This window comes from Erwinia oleae, assembly GCF_000770305.1.
In the GTDB taxonomy this organism is placed as follows: Bacteria; Pseudomonadota; Gammaproteobacteria; order Enterobacterales; family Enterobacteriaceae; genus Erwinia; species Erwinia oleae.
Genome location: NZ_JNVB01000047.1, coordinates 1 through 23,369 on the forward strand (window position 1 = coordinate 1; position 23,369 = coordinate 23,369).

Annotated in this window: 20 protein-coding genes; 10 read left to right on the forward strand and 10 right to left on the reverse strand. The window is 56.9% G+C overall.

Annotation, left to right across the window (positions count from 1 at the left end):
• Positions 1–4,468: GH36-type glycosyl hydrolase domain-containing protein (locus GS12_RS15075; RefSeq protein ID WP_034948483.1), on the forward strand; the 4,468-nt coding region annotated here is incomplete at its 5' end.
• 75 nt (positions 4,469–4,543) lie between these two features.
• On the opposite strand, the gene GS12_RS15080 is transcribed toward GS12_RS15075, so the two are convergent.
• A complete protein-coding gene (locus GS12_RS15080; protein WP_034917545.1) occupies positions 4,544–5,146 on the reverse strand; it encodes a LysE family translocator in 603 nt (200 codons plus the stop codon).
• Positions 5,147–5,230: 84 nt separating this feature from the next.
• Between GS12_RS15080 and GS12_RS15085 the strand changes: the two genes are divergently transcribed.
• From GS12_RS15085 to GS12_RS15095, 3 genes are all read left to right on the forward strand, one after another.
• On the forward strand, positions 5,231–6,223 hold the full coding sequence (locus GS12_RS15085) for a hydrolase (protein ID WP_034948486.1): 993 nt from the start codon (positions 5,231–5,233) through the stop codon (positions 6,221–6,223).
• Position 6,224: 1 nt separating this feature from the next.
• A complete protein-coding gene (locus GS12_RS15090; RefSeq protein WP_034917550.1) occupies positions 6,225–6,443 on the forward strand; it encodes a YheU family protein in 219 nt (72 codons plus the stop codon).
• A gap of 99 nt (positions 6,444–6,542) precedes the next feature.
• On the forward strand, positions 6,543–7,412 hold the full coding sequence (locus GS12_RS15095) for a phosphoribulokinase (RefSeq protein ID WP_034917552.1): 870 nt from the start codon (positions 6,543–6,545) through the stop codon (positions 7,410–7,412).
• Positions 7,413–7,438: 26 nt separating this feature from the next.
• Here GS12_RS15095 and GS12_RS15100 read toward each other — a convergent pair whose 3' ends face one another.
• The gene (locus tag GS12_RS15100; RefSeq protein ID WP_034948489.1) at positions 7,439–7,843 is read right to left on the reverse strand and encodes an OsmC family protein; all 405 of its coding nucleotides are present in this window, start codon (positions 7,841–7,843) and stop codon (positions 7,439–7,441) included.
• A 299-nt stretch (positions 7,844–8,142) separates the two neighbouring features.
• On the opposite strand from GS12_RS15100, the gene crp reads away from it, so the two are divergent.
• Together crp and GS12_RS15110 are read left to right on the forward strand one after the other, a co-directional pair.
• A complete protein-coding gene (gene crp, locus GS12_RS15105; RefSeq protein ID WP_017803012.1) occupies positions 8,143–8,775 on the forward strand; it encodes a cAMP-activated global transcriptional regulator CRP in 633 nt (210 codons plus the stop codon).
• Between the two features lie 58 nt (positions 8,776–8,833).
• Positions 8,834–10,912, forward strand: a complete 2,079-nt coding sequence (locus GS12_RS15110) for a YccS/YhfK family putative transporter (RefSeq protein WP_034948533.1) — start codon at positions 8,834–8,836, stop codon at positions 10,910–10,912.
• On the opposite strand, the gene argD is transcribed toward GS12_RS15110, so the two are convergent.
• The 4 genes from argD to ppiA form a co-directional block, all read right to left on the reverse strand.
• Positions 10,895–12,130: a bifunctional acetylornithine/succinyldiaminopimelate transaminase gene (gene argD, locus GS12_RS15115; RefSeq protein WP_034948492.1), complete on the reverse strand. Its 1,236-nt coding sequence runs from the start codon at positions 12,128–12,130 to the stop codon at positions 10,895–10,897. The two genes, GS12_RS15110 and argD, sit on opposite strands and share 18 nt — an antisense overlap.
• An 85-nt stretch (positions 12,131–12,215) precedes the next feature.
• On the reverse strand, positions 12,216–12,788 hold the full coding sequence (locus GS12_RS15120; protein ID WP_034948495.1) for an aminodeoxychorismate synthase component II: 573 nt from the start codon (positions 12,786–12,788) through the stop codon (positions 12,216–12,218).
• 18 nt (positions 12,789–12,806) lie between these two features.
• The gene (locus GS12_RS15125) at positions 12,807–13,370 is read right to left on the reverse strand and encodes a putative adenosine monophosphate-protein transferase Fic (RefSeq protein WP_034917563.1); all 564 of its coding nucleotides are present in this window, start codon (positions 13,368–13,370) and stop codon (positions 12,807–12,809) included.
• Positions 13,371–13,434: 64 nt separating this feature from the next.
• Entirely contained in the window at positions 13,435–13,998 is a 564-nt protein-coding gene (ppiA, locus tag GS12_RS15130) for a peptidylprolyl isomerase A (protein ID WP_034917564.1), read from the reverse strand.
• A gap of 257 nt (positions 13,999–14,255) precedes the next feature.
• Here ppiA and tsgA point away from each other — a divergent pair, with 257 nt between their 5' ends.
• The 4 genes from tsgA to cysG all read left to right on the forward strand — a co-directional run bounded on the left by tsgA (position 14,256) and on the right by cysG (position 19,990).
• Positions 14,256–15,440: an MFS transporter TsgA gene (gene tsgA / locus GS12_RS15135; protein ID WP_034948498.1), complete on the forward strand. Its 1,185-nt coding sequence runs from the start codon at positions 14,256–14,258 to the stop codon at positions 15,438–15,440.
• A gap of 263 nt (positions 15,441–15,703) precedes the next feature.
• Complete coding sequence (gene nirB, locus GS12_RS15140; RefSeq protein WP_034948501.1) at positions 15,704–18,238, forward strand: nitrite reductase large subunit NirB; 2,535 nt, start codon at positions 15,704–15,706, stop codon at positions 18,236–18,238.
• Positions 18,235–18,561, forward strand: coding sequence for a nitrite reductase small subunit NirD (gene nirD / locus GS12_RS15145; protein ID WP_034948504.1), 327 nt, complete (start codon positions 18,235–18,237; stop codon positions 18,559–18,561). The genes nirB and nirD overlap by 4 nt, the downstream gene beginning before the upstream one ends.
• Positions 18,562–18,625: 64 nt before the next feature.
• Positions 18,626–19,990, forward strand: a complete 1,365-nt coding sequence (cysG, locus tag GS12_RS15150) for a siroheme synthase CysG (protein ID WP_034948506.1) — start codon at positions 18,626–18,628, stop codon at positions 19,988–19,990.
• A gap of 59 nt (positions 19,991–20,049) precedes the next feature.
• Here cysG and trpS read toward each other — a convergent pair whose 3' ends face one another.
• Genes trpS through dam form a run of 4 tightly spaced genes read right to left on the reverse strand, consistent with a single transcriptional unit; the run spans position 20,050 to position 23,285 of the window.
• Positions 20,050–21,054: a tryptophan--tRNA ligase gene (trpS, locus tag GS12_RS15155; RefSeq protein WP_034948509.1), complete on the reverse strand. Its 1,005-nt coding sequence runs from the start codon at positions 21,052–21,054 to the stop codon at positions 20,050–20,052.
• Positions 21,055–21,072: 18 nt separating this feature from the next.
• On the reverse strand, positions 21,073–21,750 hold the full coding sequence (locus tag GS12_RS15160; RefSeq protein WP_034948512.1) for a phosphoglycolate phosphatase: 678 nt from the start codon (positions 21,748–21,750) through the stop codon (positions 21,073–21,075).
• Positions 21,734–22,420 carry a ribulose-phosphate 3-epimerase gene (gene rpe, locus GS12_RS15165; RefSeq protein ID WP_034948515.1) on the reverse strand — a complete coding sequence of 229 codons (687 nt, stop codon included), beginning with the start codon at positions 22,418–22,420 and terminating at the stop codon, positions 21,734–21,736. Before rpe ends, GS12_RS15160 begins: the two co-directional genes overlap by 17 nt.
• A 46-nt stretch (positions 22,421–22,466) precedes the next feature.
• On the reverse strand, positions 22,467–23,285 hold the full coding sequence (dam, locus tag GS12_RS15170; RefSeq protein ID WP_034917581.1) for an adenine-specific DNA-methyltransferase: 819 nt from the start codon (positions 23,283–23,285) through the stop codon (positions 22,467–22,469).
• Positions 23,286–23,369: the final 84 nt, after the last annotated feature.

Below are 23,369 nucleotides of genomic sequence, written 5' to 3' on the forward strand. Positions count from 1 at the left end.
CCTGGTGATGCCGGTCTATCCCGATACGCTACTGGAAAAAATGGCGCTATCGGCGGTGGAACAGCAAATTGCATCGGGTAATGCCGCGAAGACGCCCTGGGGCGTGTCTGAATCGGGCTATGCTTCCTTCGATGCCGCGCACAACTATCAGTACAAGGCGTTTGGCACACCGGAATTAGGTCTTAAACGCGATCTGAACAACGATCAGGTGATCGCCCCTTACGCAACGCTTCTGGCGTTAATGGTGTTGCCGCACCCGGCGATAGAAAACCTGATCAGACTGAAAAAAATGGGCGCAAAAGGAGAGTACGGATTCTTCGAAGCGCTTGATTTTACCGCGCGTCGTCTGGCGCAAGGTCAGCAATTTGTCCCGGTCAGGTCTTATATGGCGCACCATCAGGGCATGGGATTTCTGGCTATTGCGCATCTGCTGCTGAACGCGCCTATGGTTGAGCGTTTTATGTCCAGCGCACTGTTTCAGTCTTCACGTCTGCTGCTACAGGAAAGGCTGCCCGATGATATTGAACTGTATACGCCGCGTCGTCAGTTTGCGGATGCCACTGACAACAAGCAGCAGCACAGCACGCCGGATCAGCGCGAGCTGAACGGCGCAGATGCCCGTCTGCCACAGCTACAGCTGTTATCAAATGCGAACTACCATCTGATGATCACGCAGTCGGGTGCCGGGTACAGCCAGTGGAAAGGATTGGCCCTCACGCGCTGGCGGGCAGATGGCACCAGCAATAATCATGGCACGTTCTGTTATATACGCGATCGTCACTCCGGCGAAGTGATAAGCCACAGTTTTCAACCCCGATGTCGCACACGTCCGTACTACAAGGCGCGTTTTAATGATGCCGGAATAGAATTTGATGCGCACGATGGCGTGCTCAGCACGCACACCCATATCGTGGTGTCGCCGGAAGATGATGTTGAAATCCGCCGTATTACCGTTACCAATCGCTCGCGTCAGTCACGTCAGTTCGATATCACCAGCTATGCGGAAGTGGTGCTGGCGCCGGCCTCCAGCGATATGGCCCATACCGCGTTCAGTAAATTATTTGTGCAGACCGAAATTGTCTCCGATCTTGAAGCGATTCTGGCTCACCGTCGTCCGCGAGAAGAAAAGGAAGAAACCCCGTGGATGTTTCATGCAATGGCCATTCATGGCACGATCGAGCGTGAAACGACGTACGAGACCGATCGTGCGCAGTTTCTTGGTCGCGGTAACACGCCCGCCAACCCCCAGGCGCTGACGCCGGAAGGCGAGTTGACCGGTTGTGCCGGCTCAGTGCTGGATCCCGTGTTGTCCATCCGACAGTCGGTGCACCTGAAGCCCGGCGGCTCCGTGACGATCGATATGCTCTATGGCGTGACGATGCAGCGAGAAACCAGCGTGGCGCTGATTGAAAAATACCGTAATCACATCAGCGCCGATCGGGTATTTGAACTGGCGTGGTCATACAGCCAGGTTGCGCTTCGCCAGCTTAATATTGAGGCCGAAGACGCCAGTTTGTTTAACCGGCTGGCCAGTGCCGTGCTGTTTCCCTGCCCTGAGATGCGGGGTGAAATGAAAAACCTGCTGCACAATCGCCTCGGTCAGGACGCGTTGTGGCGCCATTCGCTGTCGGGCGACCTGCCCATTGTTCTGGTGCGAATAAACAATAACAGTCAGCTTGAGTTGGTCACCAGCCTGATTCAGGCGCATCAGTACTGGCGGCAAAAAGGGCTCACGGTTGATCTGGTGATCATGAACGGCGATCAGGGCGGATACCAGCAGTCTCTGCATAATCAGATACTCGGGCTGATTGCGTCTGGTGAAGAACGGCTACAGGCGGATAAACCAGGCGGCATATTTATTCGCAAAAGCGAGAATTTTTCGCCGGACGATTTGCAGCTGTTGTTGAGCGTTGCTGTTGTCGTGCTCGAAGGGCAAAACGGCAGTTTGCTCGATCAGCTCAGCGTAGTGTTAAAACCCGCGCGTATCTTCCCTGCCGCGCAGTTTCTGCCGGCCAGCGAAAAACTGAAACCGCCGGTAACCCTGCCGGCGGCAGACGCATTACGCTTTTTTAACGGGACGGGCGGTTTTAGCGAAGACGGCAGCGAGTATCATATTCTGTTGCCGGAAGGACATCAGACGCCCGCGCCCTGGAGCAACGTACTGGCTAACAGCCAGTTCGGCACGGTGATTTCCGAAAGCGGCCAGGCCTATAGCTGGTATGAAAATGCACATGAATACCGCCTGACGCCGTGGCAAAACGATCCGGTCAGCGATACCTCCGGGGAAGCGCTCTATCTGCGTGATGAAACCAGCGGCGTTGCCTGGTCGCCCATGCCGCTGCCGCTGCGCGGCGAAGGTGACTATCTGACCCGGCACGGCTTTGGCTATAGCTGTTTTGAACATCAGGAGCACGGCATCAGCAGCACGTTAACGGTTTTTGTCGCGCAGGATGCGCCGGTCAAGCTTTCGCTGTTAACCCTGAGCAATCGGTCAGGCAGAACCCGGCATTTATCTGTTACCGGCTACGTTGAGTGGGTGCTGGGTGAGCTGGCGAGCCAGTCCGCCAGGCATGTGGTAACGTCTTCAGCCCTTCTCGCAACAGGCAGCGCCGTTCTCGCCCAAAACTTTTATAGCGGCGCAGGTTCCACGCGAACCGCCTTTTTCGCGGTGACGGGAAACCAGGTCGCTTACAGCGGCAACCGGCTTGAGTGCCTGGGCCGCAACGGCACGGCGCATCGCCCTGCCATGATGAGTACGCGTGGCTTATCCGGCACTACCGGCGGCGGTCTTGATCCCTGCGCTGCGCTGCAAACGCTCACCACGCTGATCGACGGCGACAGTTGCACCCTCGTGTTTGCCCTCGGCGTGGGTGAGGATGAAGCGTCATCCCTTGCGCTGATGGAGCGCTTTCTCTCGGCGGAACGGGCCGAGAGCGAGCTCGAAAACGTCAGGCACTCCTGGCGTGATGTCCTGAACAGAGTCCGAGTCCAGACGCCCGATCCGGCGGTTGATCTGCTGGCAAACGGCTGGCTGCTGTATCAAACCCTTGCCAGCCGCCTGCTGGCGCGCAGCGGCTACTATCAGTCCGGCGGCGCATTTGGTTTTCGCGATCAGCTACAGGATACGCTGGCGCTGGTGCATGCCGCGCCGGAACGGCTGCGCGATCAGCTGCTTCTGTGCGCTTCACGCCAGTTTATTGAGGGGGATGTGCAGCACTGGTGGCATCCACCGAGCGGACGCGGCGTGAGGACACGCTGCTCGGACGACTATCTGTGGCTGCCTTATGCGCTCTGTCGTTACGTTACCGCAACGGGGGATCGCGCGGTGCTGTCGCAATCCGTACCTTACCTTGAAGCCCGCCTGCCCGGCGCCGACGAAGAGTCCGTGTATGAACAACCGCATATCAGCCAGACCCGGGAAACGCTGTGGCAACACGCCGTACGCGCCATCAAACATGGGTTGAGGTATGGCGAGCATGGTCTGCCGCTGATGGGTTCTGGTGACTGGAATGACGGCATGAGCACCGTCGGTATTGCCGGTAAAGGGGAAAGCGTCTGGCTCGGCTTTTTCCTCTATACCGTCCTGACGCGTTTTGCCGCGCTGGCTGTTGAACGGGAAGACGGGGAGACGGCCACGCTGTGTCAGCAGCACGCTGAAAACCTGAAAATTGCGCTGAATCAGAAAGCCTGGGATGGCGAATGGTTTCTGCGTGGTTTTTATGACAGCGGCGAAACGCTCGGTTCACATGCGAATGCTGAGTGCCGGATAGACGCCATTGCGCAAAGCTGGGCGGTGCTGTCCGGCGCGGGCGACCCGGACAAATGTGAGTCGGCCTTAAATGCGCTCTATCAGCAGCTGGTCGATAGCGATAATGGCCTGATCAAGCTGCTCACACCGCCTTTCGACGGCGCCGGCCCAAATCCGGGCTACATTCGCGGCTATCTGCCGGGAATCCGGGAAAACGGCGGGCAATACACGCACGGCGCGCTATGGGCAATCATGGCCTTTGCAGAAAGGGGGCAGACCGACCGCGCCTGGTCGCTTCTGTCGTTGATCAATCCGATCAATCATAGCCTGACGGCTGCCGGTACCAGAACGTATAAAGTTGAGCCATACGTTATGGCTGCCGATGTTTACGCGGCAGAAGGCCACGTCGGACGCGGAGGATGGACCTGGTACACCGGTTCTGCTGGCTGGACCTGGCAGTTAGTGATTGAGCATTTACTGGGTATAACGCGGCACGGGGAATATCTGTCTGTCCGGCCACGGCTGCCCGCTGACTGGCCTGCGGTCACGGTGATTTATCGGGAAGGAAACGGCACTTATCATATCAACGTGACCCGCACGAGCGGCGTCGGTCAACTCTGGCTGGACGGCGTGCTGTGCGAAAATGAAGCAATACCCTTGAGTAAAGATAACCTGGAACATCAGGTTATCGTTCATTTGCCTGATGAAGAGGCTCCCTGACGGAGGGCCCTTGCACGCTGACGCGCATGAATTAACAATCCGCGCGTCAGCTTTTTTTAATCATTAAATGCGGAATTAATGCCAGATCAGCAGCACGCAGGCCGCAGTAAGCAGGCCCATCGAGACGTTGAAAATTTTCCATGCCCGACGGCTGCGCAAAATACGGCCAATCAGCGAGCCAAAGCCGAGCCAGATCACGCCCGACACCAGGTTCACCAGCGCCACACCAACGCTTATTGCCATCACCGAGCCGCGCCAGGCGTCACCGCTCAGGCTGAAGGCGGCGACAGCGCCCAGCGTCATCAGCCAGGCTTTGGGATTGATAAGCTGAAGCATTCCACCCTGCCAGAACGGCATCGGCGCGGGCGGCGCAGTGGGCGTCTCCAGTTTCTCGTAAGCCGCCGTGGCAATTTTCCACGCAAGCCACAGCAGATAGAGGCTACCGGCAATTTTTAACGCCAGATGGAGCGAGGGATAGAGTAAAATCAGACCACCAATACCGAAGGCCACCATCAGCAGTATCAGCTGCATGCCCAGCATGATGCCAAACAACAGCCACAGCGAGCGAAGAAAACCAAAATTCGCGCCGGAGGCGGTGAGTAGCATATTATTAGGGCCGGGCGTAATCGCGGCTACCCACAGAAAGCCCAGCATAGACAAAAAAAGACTCAGTTCCATATGAAACGGGTGCTCCTCACCGCAAATCTGAAATGAACCTGACGAAGCTAGCAATGTGACGGGGATCCTACAAGCCTTTTGAAGATGAATTTTAACAACGTAAATGATGACGCCTTCCGTCCTCTGCCGGGCCTGAGCAATCCCCATCTGCAAACGATGTTGCCGCGTCTGGTGCGCCGTCGGATCTCGCTCATGCCTCACTGGCAGCGGCTGACGCTACCGGACAGTGATTTTGTCGATCTGGCGTGGAGCGAAGATCCGGCGCAGGCGCGCCATAAGCCGCGCGTGGTGCTGTTTCACGGGCTGGAGGGTAGCGTCCACAGCCCTTATGCCCACGGATTGCTACAGGCGTTTCAGGCACGCGGTTGGCTGGGCGTGGTAATGCACTTTCGCGGCTGTAGCGGCGAACCCAACCGGCTGGCGCGGATCTACCATTCAGGCGAAACCGAAGATGCCAGCTACCTGCTTCAGTGGCTGCGCGACGAGTGGGGCCACGTTCCCACTGCGGCCGTCGGCGTCTCGCTGGGCGGTAATATGCTCGCCTTTCTGATGGGCCAGCAGCAGGAGAGGTGTTTACTTGACGCCGGCGTGGTGATTTCGGCGCCGCTGATGCTGGAACCCTGTAGCGTTAAGCTTGAGCAGGGCTTTTCGCGCGTCTATCAGCGTTATCTGTTAGGCTTGCTAAAGCAAAACGCCGCCCGCAAGCTTCACGCCTGGCCGGGTACGCTGCCGGTGGATTTACCGGCGCTTAAAGCGATGAAAAAACTGCGGGAATTCGACGATGCGATTACGGCACGCGCCCACGGTTTTCTTGATGCGTCCGACTACTATCAACGCTGTAGCGCCCTGCCGCTGCTGCCCGGCGTGGCGAAACCGCTGTTGATTATTCACGCGGCGGACGATCCCTTTATGACCGCCGCGGTGATCCCGCCGCCGGCGATGCTGCCCGCCACGGTGGAGTATCAGCTCACCCGGCACGGCGGACATGTCGGATTTGTAGGCGGCACGCTCTTAAAGCCGCAAATGTGGCTGGAGCAGCGCGTGCCGCAGTGGCTTTCAACCTGGCTGGACAAATGAAATGATTATTCCCTGGCAAGACGTTTCCGCGGAAACCCTTGAAAATCTGATTGAATCATTCGTGCTGCGAGAAGGCACCGACTACGGCGAGCAGGAGCGTTCGCTGGCGCAGAAGGTGGAGGACGTTCGACGTCAGCTCGCCAGCGGCGAAGCGGTGCTGGTGTGGTCAGAACTCCATGAAACCATTAACATTATGCCGCGCGGCAAATTCAGCGAATAGCGGCAAATACAGCCGCCGCTGTCAGTGGCCCGCGTGACACCTACCGGCGGATCGTGATAACAATGCCGCATTGAAAATTTTTTCAGGGAGTCGTTCGCCATGTCAGCTAAACATCCTGTGATCGCCGTTACCGGCTCCAGCGGAGCGGGCACCACCACCACCAGCCTGGCCTTTCGCAAAATCTTTCAGCAGTTAAATCTGCGTGCGGCAGAAGTCGAGGGCGACAGCTTCCATCGTTTTACCCGGCCCGAAATGGATATGGCGATCCGTAAAGCGCGCGACCTGGGCCGACATATCAGCTACTTCGGCCCCGACGCCAACGACTTTCTGCTGCTGGAGCAGACCTTTAGCGAGTATGGCCGCAGCGGCACCGGCCAGTCGCGCAAATATCTGCATACCTACGACGAAGCCGTGCCTTGGAATCAGGTTCCCGGCACCTTCACGCCCTGGCAGCCGCTGCCGGAACCTACCGACGTGCTGTTTTATGAAGGACTTCACGGCGGCGTGGTGACATCGCAGCATAACGTGGCGCAAAATGTCGATCTGCTGGTGGGCGTGGTACCGATTGTCAATCTGGAGTGGATTCAGAAACTGGTGCGCGATACCGGCGAGCGCGGTCATTCACGCGAAGCGGTGATGGATTCGGTGGTGCGTTCAATGGAAGACTACATCAACTTTATTACGCCGCAGTTTTCGCGCACCCATATTAACTTCCAGCGCGTACCGACGGTAGATACGTCTAATCCCTTTGCCGCGCGCGGTATTCCTTCGCTGGATGAAAGCTTTGTGGTGATCCATTTTCAGGCGCTGGACGATATCGACTTCCCTTATTTATTGTCGATGCTTCAGGGATCATTCATCTCGCATATTAATACGCTGGTGGTGCCGGGCGGAAAAATGGGGCTGGCGATGGAGCTGATTATGGGGCCGCTGGTCAAACGCCTTATTGAAGGAAAAAAAATTGAATAAAGCCCCGTTAACCGGAGCGTTAAGGTTTATAGCGTATTCACTTCAAAACTGTGGGTAATTTCAACGCCTTTGCCCAACATCAGCGCCACGGAACAATATTTTTCGGCGGAAAGTTCAACGGCGCGAGCAACGGCTTTATCACTCAACGCGTTACCGCTAACGATAAAGTGCAGGTTGATATGGGTAAACAGCCGCGGTGCCTCTTCGCGCCGCGCTGAGGTGAGTTTGACTTCGCAATCAACGACGTCGTGCCGGCCTTTTTGCAGAATGGAAACCACGTCGATCGCGCTGCAACCGCCCGCGGCCATCAACACCATTTCCATCGGGCCTGGCGCTTTATCGCCTGCGTTTCCGTCCATTAACAGCTGATGCCCGGATGAGGATTCTCCCAAAAAAGTCAGACCTTCCACCCATTTGACGCGCGCTTGCATAACCGACTCCTTTAATTCATTCAATTCACATCAGATTACGCGCTGATAACAAAAACGGCAATGCGTCCTGTTTCCCGCTATGCTGAAGCGAGACAACAGAAGACACTCGTTTAAAGCTGTGTTAAAAACAAAGCTGAAACACTCTCGTCAGTACTCTACAAGCGTGACGAAACGGGACGATATAATGAACCCTGCGGGCCTGGACAAATATCCCGATGGGAAACGCTTTACTATTTCAACGCCTGGCAGACAAATCAGCGCCTGCATTCAGGTAAGATGACAACAGAGGATAACAGCGAATGGTTCTCGGCAAACCGCAAACAGACCCGACTCTTGAATGGTTCCTGTCACATTGCCATATTCATAAATATCCATCAAAAAGCACGCTGATTCACCAGGGTGAAAAAGCAGAAACGCTTTACTACATCGTCAAAGGTGCGGTCGCCGTGCTGATCAAGGATGAAGAAGGCAAAGAGATGATCCTCTCTTACCTCAATCAGGGCGATTTTATTGGAGAGCTTGGCCTGTTTGAAGAGGGCCAGGAGCGTAGCGCATGGGTTCGTGCGAAGACCGCGTGCGAAGTGGCTGAAATTTCCTATAAGAAATTCCGTCAGCTTATTCAGGTGAATCCTGACATCCTGATGCGTCTCTCTTCCCAAATGGCGCGTCGTCTTCAGGTCACCTCCGAGAAAGTGGGTAATTTAGCGTTTCTTGACGTGACGGGCCGCATTGCCCAAACGCTGCTCAACCTGGCGAAGCAGCCGGACGCGATGACTCACCCGGACGGCATGCAAATCAAAATTACCCGTCAGGAGATTGGTCAGATCGTTGGCTGCTCCCGCGAAACCGTTGGCCGCATTCTCAAGATGCTGGAAGATCAGAATCTGATCTCCGCACACGGAAAAACTATCGTCGTTTACGGCACGCGCTAACCGGCTTTGCTACTCTGGCGCGGCATCCATGCCGCGCCTTTTTATTGGGTACAGCGAAATGTGGCGCAGACTGATTTACCATCCTGAAGTGAACTACGCACTGCGTCAGACGCTGGTGCTCTGTTTGCCCGTGGCAACAGGATGGCTGGCCGGTAGCCTGCAATACGGGCTGCTCTTCTCCCTTGTACCGGCCTGCTGCAACATCGCCGGGCTTGACACGCCGCATAAGCGCTTCTTCAAACGCCTGATCATTGGCGGTTGCCTGTTTGCCTTCAGCAGCTTTCTGATCCAATACCTCGGCGCGCAGGCGGTGCCGCTCCCGGCGATCCTGCTGGTGATGGCGCTGCTGCTGGGCGTTACCGGCGAGATCAGCCCGCTGCACGGCAGGCTGCTGCCCGGTTCGCTGATTGCCGCCATCTTTACCCTCAGCCTCAGCGGTCGCATGCCGATGTGGCAGCCGCCGCTGCTCTACGTGCTTGGCACCATCTGGTACGGCGTCTTTAACTGGTTCTGGTTCTGGCTGTGGAAAGAGCAGCCGATGCGCGAAACGCTCAGCCTGCTTTATCGTGAACTGGCTGGCTATTGCGAGGCGAAATATACGCTATTGACCAGACTGACCGATCCTGATGATGCGCTGCCGCCGCTGCTGGCGCGGCAACAAAAGGCGGTCGATCTCATCAGCATCTGTTATCAGCAAATGCATATGCTGGCCGCCAGTCGCGATAATCACCATAAGCGCCTCACCCGCGCCTTTCAGGTGGCGATGGATTTGCAGGAGCATATTTCGGTCAGCCTGCATCAGCCTGAAGAAGTGCAGAAACTGGTCGGGCAAAGCCATGCTGAAGCGGTGATCCGCTGGAACGCGCAGACCATCGCCGCGCGTCTGCGCCAGCTGGCCGACGATATTCTTTATCACCGGCTGCCGGAGCGTTTTTCAATGGATAAGCAATTGCAGGCGCTGGAGAAGATCTCACGCCAGCACCCGGACAATCCGGTGAGCAATTTTTGCGTCTGGCACTTCAGCCGCATCGCGCGGGTGCTCCGCACTCAGCGCCCGCTCTATCAACGCGACCTGATGGCGGATCGCCAGCGCCGGTTGCCACTGCTGCCGGCGATTAAAAGCTACCTTTCGCTGAAATCCGCCGCGCTGCGCACCGCCGCACGTTTCGCGGTCATGCTGGCTTTTGCCAGTTCTCTGGCCCTGTTCTTCGATCTTCCTAAACCTTACTGGATTTTGATGACGGTGATGTTTGTCAGCCAGAACGGCTACAGCGCCACGCGCGTGCGCATCCAGCACCGTGCGCTCGGCACGCTGGCCGGGCTGGTCATTGCCGCCATTACGCTGCGTCTGCATGCGCCGGAGTCGCTGATTCTGTTGGGAATGCTGACCATTACCCTGGCCGGCTATCTGGTGATCCGTAAATTTTACGGCGTGGCGATGATTGGCTTTACCGTCACTGCCGTCTGGTCGCTTCAGTTGCTGTCCCTGAACGGCGCGGACTTCCTGCTGCCGCGCCTGCTTGATACGATAATGGGCTGTCTGATTGCTTTTGGCGGCATGATTTGGCTCTGGCCGCAGTGGCAGAGCGGTCTGCTGAGGCAAAACGCGCACGATGCGCTGGAAGCGTTTCAGGACGCGCTGCAAATGCTGCTGGGCAATGAAGAGGATGCGACAAAGCTGGCCTGGCAACGTATGCGGGTCAATCAGGCGCATAACGCGTTGTTCAATTCGCTGAACCAGTCAATGCAGGAGCCGGGGTTTAATACGCGCTATCTGTCCGATATGAAGCTGTGGGTGACGCACAGCCAGTTTATTGTTGAGCACATCAACGCCATGACGATTCTGGCGCGGGAGCATACCATGCTCACCGCATCGCTGGCGGAACGCTATCTTCAGAGTTGTGAAATCGCCCTTCAGCGCTGCCAGCAGCGGCTGGAATACGACGGCCCCAGCTCCGCCAGCAGCATTCTGGAGGCGCCGGAGGATTTTAACCGCGGCCCGGTGACCATTCTGGAGCGGCACGTCAGGCGCGTGCTGGATCACCTGAGCGTGATGCACACCATTTCGTCGCTGGCGTGGTCCAACCGGCCTCACCACGGAGGCTGGTTGTCACGGCGGTTACGAAAAGGCGCCTGATAAGCCAGGTACGTTGTCGAGCGCTCTGGTAAAGCGCGCCATACCTTCTTCAATGTCCGCCGGTTCGATCACCAGCGAAGGAGCAAAGCGCAGCACGTCGGTGCCGGCATTCAGGATCATCACGCCTTCGGCGGCGGCGGCATTGAGAATATCGCGCGCTTTTCCGGCATGCTGTGGTTTAAGCGCCGCGCCAATCAGCAGCCCTTTGCCACGGATCTCACTGAACAGATCGCGTTTTGCATCCAGCGCCTCCAGTGCAGCGACAAACTGCGCGCGACGCGTTTCTACGCCGAGCAGCACCTCTTCGGTATTAATGATGTCCAGCGCGGCTTCCGCCACGGCGCAGGCCAGCGGGTTGCCGCCGTAGGTGGTGCCGTGAACGCCCGGCGACATCACGGAGGCAATCTCCTGCGTGGTCATCATGACGCTGACCGGAAAACCGCCGCCCAGCGCTTTCGCCGAGGTCAGAATATCGGGCTTCACGTCGTAGTGCTCATAAGCGAACAGTTTGCCGCTGCGCCCCATGCCGCTTTGCACTTCATCCAGCACCAGCAGCGCCTGATGTTCATCACAGAGCTGACGCAGCCCCTGCATAAATTCTGGCGTAGCCGGTACGACGCCGCCTTCGCCCTGAATCGGCTCAACCACGATAGCGCAGGTGTGATCGTCGATCACCGCTTTCACCGCCGCCAGATCGTTAAAAGGAACGTGGACGATATCGGCAGGTTTTGGCCCGAAGCCGTCAGAGTATTTAGGCTGACCGCCGACGGTAACGGTAAACAGCGTGCGGCCATGGAAAGCGTTATGAAAGGCGATAATCTTACTTTTATAAGGCGAGTGCCGTTTGGCGGCATAGTAGCGCGCCAGTTTAAACGCGGCTTCGTTGGCTTCCGCGCCGGAGTTGGCAAAGAACACACGCTCGGCAAAGGTAGCGGCAATCAGTTTGCTGGCAAGGCGCAGCGCGGGTTCATTGGTAAAAACGTTGCTGGTGTGCCACAGCGTTTCGCCCTGCTTTTTCAGCGCCTCAACCAGCGCCGGATGGCAGTGGCCCAGTGCGGTGACCGCGATGCCGCCGGAGAAATCAATATACTCCTGACCCTGCTGATCCCATACGCGGCTGCCTTTGCCCTTCACCGGCACAAACTGCGCAGGCGCAAATACGGGTAAAATCACCTCATCGAAGGTCGCGCGCGTGACCGCAAACTTTTCCTCTGCCATGGAACACCTCGTTTTTTTTATGCTGCAAGTGAAATATTAAGCATAAAATATGAATAAAAAATCACTTAAAGGCAACCGCTAACGCTTATTTCAGGAAATTTTTAAGCAGTTGATGCCCCTGCTCGCTAAGAATACTCTCCGGATGAAACTGCACGCCCTCCAGCGGTAAATGGCGATGGCGCAGCCCCATAATTTCATCCGGTTGACCATTACGCAGGGTCCAGGCCGTTACCTCAAACTCCGCCGGTAGCGAATCCGCCGCCACTATCAGCGAGTGATAGCGCGTCACGGTCAGCGGATGCGCTAAGCCGGAAAATACGCCGCCGTCGTTGTGCTCAATCTGCGACGTTTTACCGTGCATGACTTCACGCGCGCGCACCACCTGCCCGCCAAACGCCTGTGCGATCGCCTGATGGCCAAGGCAAACGCCAAGAATGGGCAGCTTACCGGCGAAGTAGCGGATGGCCGCCAGCGAAATCCCGGCGTCGTCCGGCGTACAGGGGCCGGGAGAAATCACCAGCCGCTCCGGGCGCAATGCGGCGATCTGCTCAAGCGATATCTCATCGTTGCGCTGCACGCGCACGTCCGCGCCCAGTTCACAAAAGTATTGGTAGAGATTCCAGGTAAATGAGTCGTAATTATCAATAAGTAATAGCATCAAGGTTCCGGGCCGCAATCAGCCTGCCGATTCGTCCCGCTCGCTTACCACGCTGGCGAATGCAGCGACCAGCGGATCGAGGTCGCCATCCCAGCTGGCCTGATTGGCCGCTTTCCAGCTTTCGCTGTCGATGCGTTCCCAGCGGATATCGTAACCGGCGTTAAAGACCAGATGTTCGACAAACAGCCGCTGTGCGCGTCCGTTTCCGCGCTGGAAAGGATGCAGGACAGTGAGTTCGCAGTAGTACCAGGCAAGGCGCGCGACAAAGTCGTCAAGCGGCAGATCGGCAAGCGCGTTCTCATCCTCAAGCGCCTGCATCAGCGCATTGCCCTCTTTTTCGATATATTCAAAATGGCAGCAGGGCGTGTCACCGACCATCACATCCACGCGGCGAAGCTCACCGGCATCGTCGAGCACGTCATGGAAAAGGTCGCGATGGAGTTGGCGGAGAAAAGGCAGGCCAGGCGGACGGACGCCGGGGCCGAGCGTTGCGCCACCCAGTTCAAAGCTGGCAAGGAAGTTTCCGGCGCGCCGCTGCTGCCAGAGTGCGTCTTTCTGCTTGTCGGTGGGCTTCTTTTTCATACTGCCTCCATGAGATGGGTGATTGCTGCCGGTTAAGTATAAGCAGCAATCGCCCACCGGGGCGTTATGGCAGTACTTTCGCAGAAAGAATGAGGACAGGCTTCACCGGCACGTTCTGGTAAGGCCCCACGTTTTGCGTCTGAACCTGTGAGATTTTGTCCGCTATCTCCTGGCCCTTCACCACTTTGCCGAAGACGGCGTAGCCAAAATCGCGCTGGCCGTGATCGAGGAAGGCGTTATCCGTGACGTTGATAAAAAACTGGCTGGTGGCGCTGTCTTTACTGGCGGTACGCGCCATTGAAACCGTTCCGCGCTTATTCAGCAGGCCGTTATCCGCTTCGTTTTTGATCGGCGCATTGGTTGGTTTCTGCTGCATGTCGGTAGTGAAGCCGCCGCCCTGCACCATAAAGCCAGGAATTACGCGATGAAAGGTGGTGTTGTTATAGAAGCCGCTGTTGACGTAGTCGATAAAGTTTTTCGTCGAAACCGGGGCTTTTTGATCGTTGAGCTCAAGCTCAATATTGCCGGCTGAGGTGGTCAGCAGGACGTGCGGCGCCGCCAGCGCGGAAACAGAGAAGGCAGAGATCGCCAGAAAAGCGGCAGCGGCGGTCAGAGTACGTTTTAACATGATTATTCCTTACTGAGGGAAACTGCGCTGATTGTAAAGAAGGCGTTACCCGCGCGCCAGCGTTTTACCATTATTTACGCGTACCTGCACAGGTTTATCCCGTCTGCCGCCGTTCAGAAAAGTGACGATTGTCACGAATCCTATGAATATGAAAATAAATATTTCAATGTTGATTTAAGCCGATCACGAATATCGTTAAACTCAGCGCGTCCGTGAGCGCACTGGCTCACGATCCTTTTGACTCACAGGTTTTCATTATGACGAATCGCGATCGAATCGGTCTTACATGGATCAGCTTCTTTTCCTATGCGCTCACCGGCGCCGTGGTGATTGTCACCGGTATGGTGCTGGAAAACATTGCCGACTATTTTCACCTGCCCGTCGCTCAGATGAGCAACACCTTTACCTTTCTCAACGCCGGTATCCTGGCGGCGGTGTTCCTGAACGCCTGGCTGATGGAAATTATCCCGCTGAAGCGCCAGCTGATGTTTGGTTTCGTGCTGATGGCGCTGGCCGTGCTGGGGCTGATGACCAGCCACAGTTTAAGCATTTTCTCGCTATGCATGTTTGTGCTTGGCGTGGTCAGCGGCATTACCATGTCGATTGGCACCTTCCTCATTACTCATCTGTATGAAGGGCGCCAGCGCGGTTCACGACTATTATTTACCGACTCATTTTTCAGCATGGCGGGCACCATTTTCCCGATTATCGCCGCCGCCATTCTGGCGCGTGCGCTGCCGTGGTACTGGGTTTATGTCTGCATCGGCGTGATTTACGTGGTGATTTTCATCCTGGCGCTCTGCTTCAATTTCCCGGTGCTGGGCAAAAAAGCCGCCGCTCATCAGGTCGTGGAAAAAGAGAAATGGGGCCTCGGCGTGCTTTTTCTTGCCATCGCCGCGCTGTGCTACATCCTGGGTCAACTGGGTTTTATCGGCTGGGTGCCGCAGTACGCCACTAAAAATATGGGCATGGACATTACCCAGGCTGGCGGGCTGGTCGGTAACTTCTGGACGTCTTATATGATCGGCATGTGGGCCTTCAGCGCGATCTTACGTTTCTTCGATCCTCAGCGCATTGTCACCGTGCTGGCGCTGATGGCCACGCTGCTGATGTACTGGTTTGTCACCGCGCAGGATGCCGCCATGCTGAAGTGGATCATGATCAGTCTGGGCTTCTTCTCCAGCGCGATTTACACCACCATCATCACGCTCGGTTCGCTACAGACCAAAGTCTCATCGCCAAAGCTGGTGAACTTTATCCTCACCTGCGGCACCGTCGGCACCATGCTGACCTTCGTGGTTACCGGTCCGATTGTCGATAAAGGCGGTGCTCACGCCGCACTGGCGACCGCTAACGGCCTGTACGCGGTGGTGTTTGTGATGTGTTTACTGCTCGGCTTCGTCAGCAAGCATAAAAAACATGGACACATGTCGTCTCACTAATTGTCTTAAGGCTGGTTTAATTAACCAGCCTTTTACCTCCTGTACCTCTACTCCCTCATCGGCCTTCACGCGTAAAGGGCTTTACGCGCCTCAGGTGATACGATTCAGCTTAATTGTTAATCTTTTCCGCTGCTTACGTAAAAACACTTTAAAAACAGCAATATACCCATAAAGTGGTATTTAAAACGCGACTTGATGTACATCAATAACCGCACCCGATAGGGCGCTATTGTAGCCGCAACAGATTGCATTGTGAGGCAAAAATGAGCACCCGACTCGTCATCATTGGCAACGGCATGGTTGGCCACCGTTTACTGGAAGAGCTGGCGGAAAAAGCAGCGCCCGGTCAGTTTGCCGTCACCGTTTTTTGTGAAGAACCGCGCGTCGCTTACGATCGCGTTCACCTTTCCGCCTACTTTTCTCACCATACTGCTGAAGAGCTGTCGCTGGTTCGCAACGGCTTTTATGAAAAGCACAACGTTGAGGTGCTGGTCGGAGAGCGTGCGCTCAGCATTAATCGTCAGGAGAAAGTGGTTTACTCCAGCAGCGGCCGCGCGGTGCAGTACGACAAACTGGTGCTTGCGACCGGCTCTTACCCGTGGGTGCCGCCCATTGAGGGCGCCAACGGCCAGGACTGCTTTGTTTATCGCACCATTGAAGATCTGAATGCCATTGAAGCCTGCGCGCGCCGTAGCAAAAGCGGCGTGGTAATGGGCGGCGGTCTGCTCGGTCTGGAAGCCGCTGGGGCCCTGAAAAACCTTGGCATTCAGACGCACGTTATTGAGTTTGCGCCGGTGCTGATGGCGGAACAGCTCGATCCGATGGGTGGACAGCAGCTGCGGCAGAAGATTGAGCGCATGGGCGTTCAGGTGCATACCAGCAAAAACACCCAACAAATTATTGACCGTCCTGACGGCGGTAAAACGCTGAAGTTTGCCGACGGCAGCGAACTGAACGTTGATTTTATCGTGTTCTCCACCGGTATTCGCGCACAGGACAAACTCGGCAAGCAGTGCGATCTGCCGCTGGGCCAGCGCGGCGGTTTCCTGATTAACGATACCTGCCAGACCGCCGATGCCGATATCTATGCCATCGGCGAATGCGCCGCCTGGAACCACCGCATCTATGGCCTGGTCGCGCCCGGTTATAAAATGGCGCAGGTCACCTGCGATCACCTGATGGGCAAAGAAAACGCGTTCACCGGCGCCGACATGAGCGCCAAGCTGAAGCTGCTGGGCGTGGATGTCGGCGGTATCGGCAATGCGCATGGCCGCACCGACGGAGCCAGAAGCTACGTTTACCTCGATGAAAACAAAGAGGTTTACAAACGTCTGGTGGTCAGTGCGGACAATAAAACGCTGCTCGGTGCGGTGCTGGTGGGCGATACCAGCGACTTCGGCAACCTGCTTCAGCTGATGCTGAACGCCATTGAGCTGCCGGAAAATCCTGATGCGCTGATTCTGCCCGCTCATGCGGGAAGCAAACCGGCCATCGGCGTCGAATCGCTGCCGGACAGCGCGCAGATCTGCTCCTGCTTTGACGTCACCAAAGGCGATTTGGTGATGGCTGTTCAGAACGGCTGCCATACCGTGGCGGCGCTGAAGGCGGAAACCAAAGCGGGCACCGGCTGCGGCGGCTGCGTGCCGCTGATGACGCAGGTACTGAATGCCGAACTGAGCCGTCAGGGCATTGAGGTCAACAACCATCTCTGCGAGCACTTCGCTTATTCACGCCAGGAGCTTTATCACCTGATCCGCGTGGAGGAAATCAGGACGTTCGATCAGCTGCTGGAGAAGCACGGCAGCGGCTACGGCTGCGAAGTGTGTAAGCCTACCGCAGCGTCGCTGTTCGCCTCCTGCTGGAACGAATACGTGCTGAAACCGCAGCACACCAGCCTTCAGGACAGTAACGACAACTTTTTGGGCAACATCCAGAAGGATGGCACCTACTCCGTTATTCCACGGTCGGCAGGCGGCGAGATCACCCCGGAAGGGCTGGTCGCCATCGGCGAAGTGGGTCGTCGCTACAACCTGTATACCAAGATCACCGGCTCGCAGCGCATCGGCCTGTTCGGCGCACATAAAAATGACCTGCCGGCCATCTGGTCTGAACTGATCAAAGCCGGCTTTGAAACCGGCCACGCCTACGCGAAGGCGCTGCGCATGGCGAAAACCTGCGTTGGCAGCAGCTGGTGCCGCTTCGGCGTGGGCGACAGCGTCGGGCTCGGCGTCGGACTGGAAAACCGCTACAAAGGCATCCGCACGCCGCATAAAATGAAGTTTGGCGTCTCCGGCTGTACCCGCGAATGCGCAGAAGCGCAGAGCAAAGACGTGGGCATTATCGCCACGGAAAAGGGCTGGAACCTGTATGTATGCGGCAACGGCGGTATGAAGCCGCGCCATGCAGATTTACTGGCTGCCGACCTGGATCGCGAAACGCTGATCCGCTATCTCGACCGCTTTATGATGTTTTACATCCGCACCGCGGACAAACTCCAGCGCACCTCCTTGTGGCTGGAAAGCCTCAGCGGCGGTATCGACTACCTGAAACAGGTGGTTATTCACGACAAACTGGGCCTGAATCCGCAACTGGAAGCCGATATTGCGCGGCTGCGCGATGAAGTGGTGTGTGAATGGCAGGCGACGCTTGACGATAAAAGTCAGCTTGCGCGCTTCGCGCACTTTATTAATGATGACAGCCGCGATCCGCTGGTGCAGGTGGTGGCCGAGCGCGACCAGCATCGTCCCGCGCGCCCGTCCGAGCGCATTCCGGTTGTGCTGATGGAGGAAAACGTATGAGTCAGTGGCAGCGTATCTGTAAGGTCAGCCAGATCCTTCCCGGCACGGGCGTTTGCGCCCGCGTTGGCGAAAACCCGGTCGCGATTTTTCGCCCACGGGAAAACGATGAGGTATTTGCCATCAGCAATATTGACCCCTTTGCCGACGCCAGCGTGCTGTCACGCGGGATCATCGGTGAGCATCAGCAGGCGCTGTGGGTCGCCAGCCCGTTAAAAAAACAGCATTTTCGCCTCAGCGATGGCGTATGCATGGAAGACGAAAGCCGCTCGGTGATGTCTTATGCCGCACGCGTAACCGACGGCATGGTTGAAATTGCTGTCTGAACGGTCAACAAAGGTAAGCCTGAGGCCGCTTTAAAGCGGCCCTTTTTTTAAGAGCGAGCGTCGTATGGACTTTCTTCCCCTGTTTTGTCAGCTACGCGGCAAAGCCTGCCTGCTGGTCGGCGGCGGTGACGTGGCGGAGCGCAAAGCGCGACTGCTGCTGAAAACCGGTGCCGACCTGCGGGTATGCGCCACCGAATTTTCTCCACTGTTTCGCCACTGGCAGGAAACCGGCCAGGCCAGGCTGATCGAAGGCGCTTTTGCGCCCGATATGCTGGACGGCTGCTGGCTGGCGATCGCCGCCACCGACAATCATACGGTGAACGCGCAGGTGAACCACTGCGCAGAAGCGAAGCGCATTTTCTGTAACGTCGTCGATGCGCCGGAACAGGCCAGCGTCATTATGCCCTCGATCGTTGACCGTTCGCCGTTGATGATCGCCATCTCCAGCGGTGGCCGGGCGCCGGTTATGGCGCGTCTGCTGCGTGAAAAAATTGAAGCGCTGCTACCGCAACACCTCGGCAAAATCGCGACCTGTGCGGGCTCGCTTCGCCAGCGGGTGAAGCGGCAGTTCAGCGAAATGGCCCAGCGCCGTCGCTTTTGGGAAAAGCTGTTTACGCACGACCGGCTGGCGCAATCGCTGGCAAACAACGATGCGCCGCAGGTGGAAAAGCTGACCGAAGCGCTGTTCCGCCAGCCGCTGGCGCATCAGGGTGAAGTGGTGCTGGTGGGTGCCGGCCCCGGCGACGCGGGCCTGTTGACGCTGAAAGGTCTGCAACAAATTCAACAGGCGGATATCGTTGTCTACGATCGGCTGGTCTCCGATGAGATCCTTGAGCTGGTCAGGCGCGATGCGGAACGCATTTTTGTCGGCAAACGCGCCGGTCATCACTGCGTTCCGCAGTCGGAGATCAACCAGATTCTGTTGGACCAGGCACAGCGCGGCAAGCGCGTGGTGCGCCTGAAAGGCGGCGATCCTTTTATATTCGGACGCGGCGCGGAGGAGCTTGAGGCGCTGCTCGATGCGGATATCCCCTTCTCCGTGGTGCCCGGCATTACCGCGGCCTCCGGCTGTTCGGCCTACAGCGGCATTCCGCTGACCCATCGCGACTATGCGCAAAGCGTCAGGCTGGTTACCGGACACGTGCAGGCCAACGGCGCGCTGGACTGGCGCAACCTGGCCGCCGAACAGCAAACGCTGGTGTTTTATATGGGCCTGTCGCAGGCTGGAGAAATCCAGCGGCAACTGATTGCGCATGGGATGTCAGCGACCATGCCGGTGGCGCTGGTGGAGCGCGGCACGTCGGCGCAGCAGCGCGTGGTGAGCGGCAGCCTTGAGCAGCTTGAGTCGCTGGCAACGCAGGTTGAAAGCCCGTCGCTGATTATTGTGGGCCGCGTGGTAGCGCTGCGCGAACGGCTGAGCTGGTTTTGAGCATAAAAAGCCAGAAGCAGCAAACGCCGCTTCTGGCTTCCTGTACGCGCTATCAGTCGCTATGGCTGAGCAACAAAGCCAACGGCTTCATAAACCTTCTTCAGCGTCGCCTGCGCCTGCGCGCGGGCCTTGAGCGCGCCATCGCGCATCACCTGCTCCAGGAATGCTTCGTCATCGCGGTAGCGATGGTAGCGCGCCTGAAGCTCGGTCAGCATGCCGGAGACGGCGTCCGCCACTGCGCCTTTCAGATGACCATACATCTGCCCCGCAAACTGCTGCTCAAGTTCCGGGATGCTTTTGCCGGTGACGCCTGAGAGAATATCCAGCAGGTTTGAGACGCCTGCCTTATTTTTCACATCGTAACGCACCACCGGCGGCTCGTCGCCATCGGTCATCGCGCGTTTAATTTTCTTCACGATGGATTTGGGATCTTCCAGCAGGCCGATAACGTTGTTGCGATTATCATCAGACTTGGACATCTTTTTCGTCGGCTCAAGCAGCGACATCACGCGCGCGCCGGATTCAGGAATAAACGGCTCAGGCACCTTAAACACGTCGCCATACAGGGCGTTGAAGCGCGCGGCCACGTCGCGGCTCAGTTCAAGATGCTGCTTCTGATCCTCGCCCACCGGCACCTGCGTGGTCTGATACAGCAGGATATCCGCCGCCATCAGCACCGGGTAGTCGAACAGCCCGGCGTTGATGTTCTCTTCATAGCGCGTGGATTTGTCCTTGAACTGGGTCATGCGACTCAGCTCGCCGAAGTAGGTGTAGCAGTTGAGGATCCAGCTCAGCTGCGCATGTTCCGGCACGTGGGACTGAACAAAAATAGTGCTTTTTTGCGGATCGATACCGCAGGCCAGATAGAGCGCCAGCGTATCCAGCGTCGCCTTGCGCAGCGCGGCGGGGTTCTGACGCACGGTGATCGCATGTAAATCGACAATACAGTAGATGCAGTCAAAATCATCCTGCATGTTGACCCACTGACGCAGCGCACCCATATAGTTCCCGATGGTCAGTTCGCCAGAAGGCTGTGCGCCGCTAAATACGATGGGTTTACTCATGTTATTTCGTCCTGATAATTACAGCCCTAGCGCGGGCAACAAATCGTTGAAGTGGTCAAGCACGAGCGTTGGCGTGCTGTCGGCAATCGGCTCGCCGTAGTTGTAACCGTAAGTGAAGCCCACGCAGGGGCAGCCCGCCGCTTTTGCCGCCAGAATATCATTGCGCGAGTCGCCGACAAACACCAGCTCCTCCGGCAACAGACCAAACTTGCCCAGCACCAGAAACAGCGGCGCGGGATGCGGTTTTTTCGCTGCGACGTCGTCGCCGCCGATGATCAGCGAAAAATAGTCGGCAATGCCCAGCGAGGCCAGCAACGGCGCGATAAACGGCGTTGGCTTATTGGTCACAATCGCCATTGGCACACCGGTTTTCGCCAGCGCGGCCAGTTCGGCTTTCACTCCAGGGAACAGCTTGCTGCCGCTCTCAATGGTGGTAGCGTAATGCTTATCAAGCAGCACGCGCGCGTCGGCAATCGTGGCGGCATCGGGCTGATGGCCCTGCGCCCACGTCAGCGCGCGCGCTATCAGCACGTCGGCGCCGTTACCAATCCAGGTTGAGACGCGCTCAACGCCTGCGGCAGGAAGGTTCAGCGCAGCCAGGGCGGCATCCACCGCGCTGGTCAAACCCGGCGCGCTGTCAATCAGCGTGCCGTCAAGATCAAACGCCAGACCGCGAATATTAGTGAAATGAGCCATGGCGTGATTTCTCCAGTTCTGTACGCATGTCGTCGATGACTTTTTTATAATCCGGCTGGCCGAAAATCGCGGATCCGGCAACAAACATGTCCGCGCCTGCCGCCGCAATCTCAGCAATGTTATCTGCCTTCACGCCGCCATCCACTTCCAGGCGGATATCGTAACCGCTGCGATCGATCAGCTTGCGCACCTGACGCAGCTTGTCCAGCGTGCCCGGAATGAAGGACTGACCGCCAAAGCCGGGGTTAACCGACATCAGCAGGATCACATCAACTTTATCCATTACGTAATCAAGGTAGCTGAGCGGCGTAGCCGGGTTAAACACTAACCCCGATTTACAACCGTGTTCTCTGATCAGTTGGAGCGATCGATCGATATGCTCGGAGGCTTCAGGATGAAAAGTGATATAGCTGGCCCCCGCTTTGGCAAAGTCAGGGATGAGGCGATCAACCGGTTTCACCATCATGTGCACATCAATCGGCGCGGTAATACCGTAGTCGCGCAGCGCCTTCAGCACCATCGGGCCCATGGTCAAATTGGGCACGTAATGGTTGTCCATCACGTCAAAATGCACAACGTCGCCACCCGCCGCCAGCACTTTGGCCGTGTCTTCACCCAGACGGGCAAAATCGGCGGACAGGATTGAGGGGGCAAGCAAAAACTGTTTCATCCGTTTCTCCCGGTTTGCGCCTGATGGGAGGCGCGTAACATTACATTCATCGGCTGGTAAACAGCGCCAGTATCTCATTCACCTGATTACGGCCGGTACTGTTGCGGCTTATCGAACGCCGCGCTTTGATCTGGTGCAGAGCCGCCGCCTGATACCAGAGCCTGGTGAGCGGCGTATCGTGGTTAGAGATCAGTACCGGAATGCGGTTCTCTGTCGATAATTTAACCGCCAGTTCCGCCAGGTGCTCCTGCTGTTGCAGGCTGAAGCTGTTGGTATGATAAGCGGTAAAGTTCGCCGTGGCCGACAGCGGCGCATACGGCGGATCGCAATAGACCACTGAACCCTGCGTCGCCCTGCTCAGGGTAACATCGTATGACTCGCAAACAAACGTCGCATCCTGCGCCCGTTCGGCAAACCCGTAAAGCTCCTCTTCGGGAAAGTACGGCCGAATATAACGTCCAAACGGAACGTTAAATTCGCCGCTGAGGTTATAGCGGCACAGTCCGTTATAGCAGTGGCGGTTGAGGTATAAAAAAAGCATGCCGCGGCGCCAGGGATCGTCGCAACGATTAAATTCAAGGCGGCGTTCATAGTAAAAGGCAGACTCGTTCGTCTCGCGGGTAAACAGCGGGCGCGCTTCGGCGACGAATTCGTCGACCCGAGTTTTAACGATGTTATAGAGATTGATCAGATCGCTGTTGATGTCGGCCAGAATGTAGCGCGGGAAATGGGTATTGAGGAATACCGATCCTGCGCCGACAAAGGGCTCAATCAAACAGTCCCCTTCGGGAAGATGACGCTGGATATCATCAAGAAGCGGGAATTTTCCTCCCGCCCACTTTAAAAAAGCGCGATTTTTTTTCATGCCGTCGTTTAATTACAATTACTCTTCAGGCTGCGGTAATACCGACAGCATATCTGCGCTTCAAAATGCCCTTAAGCCACTGGC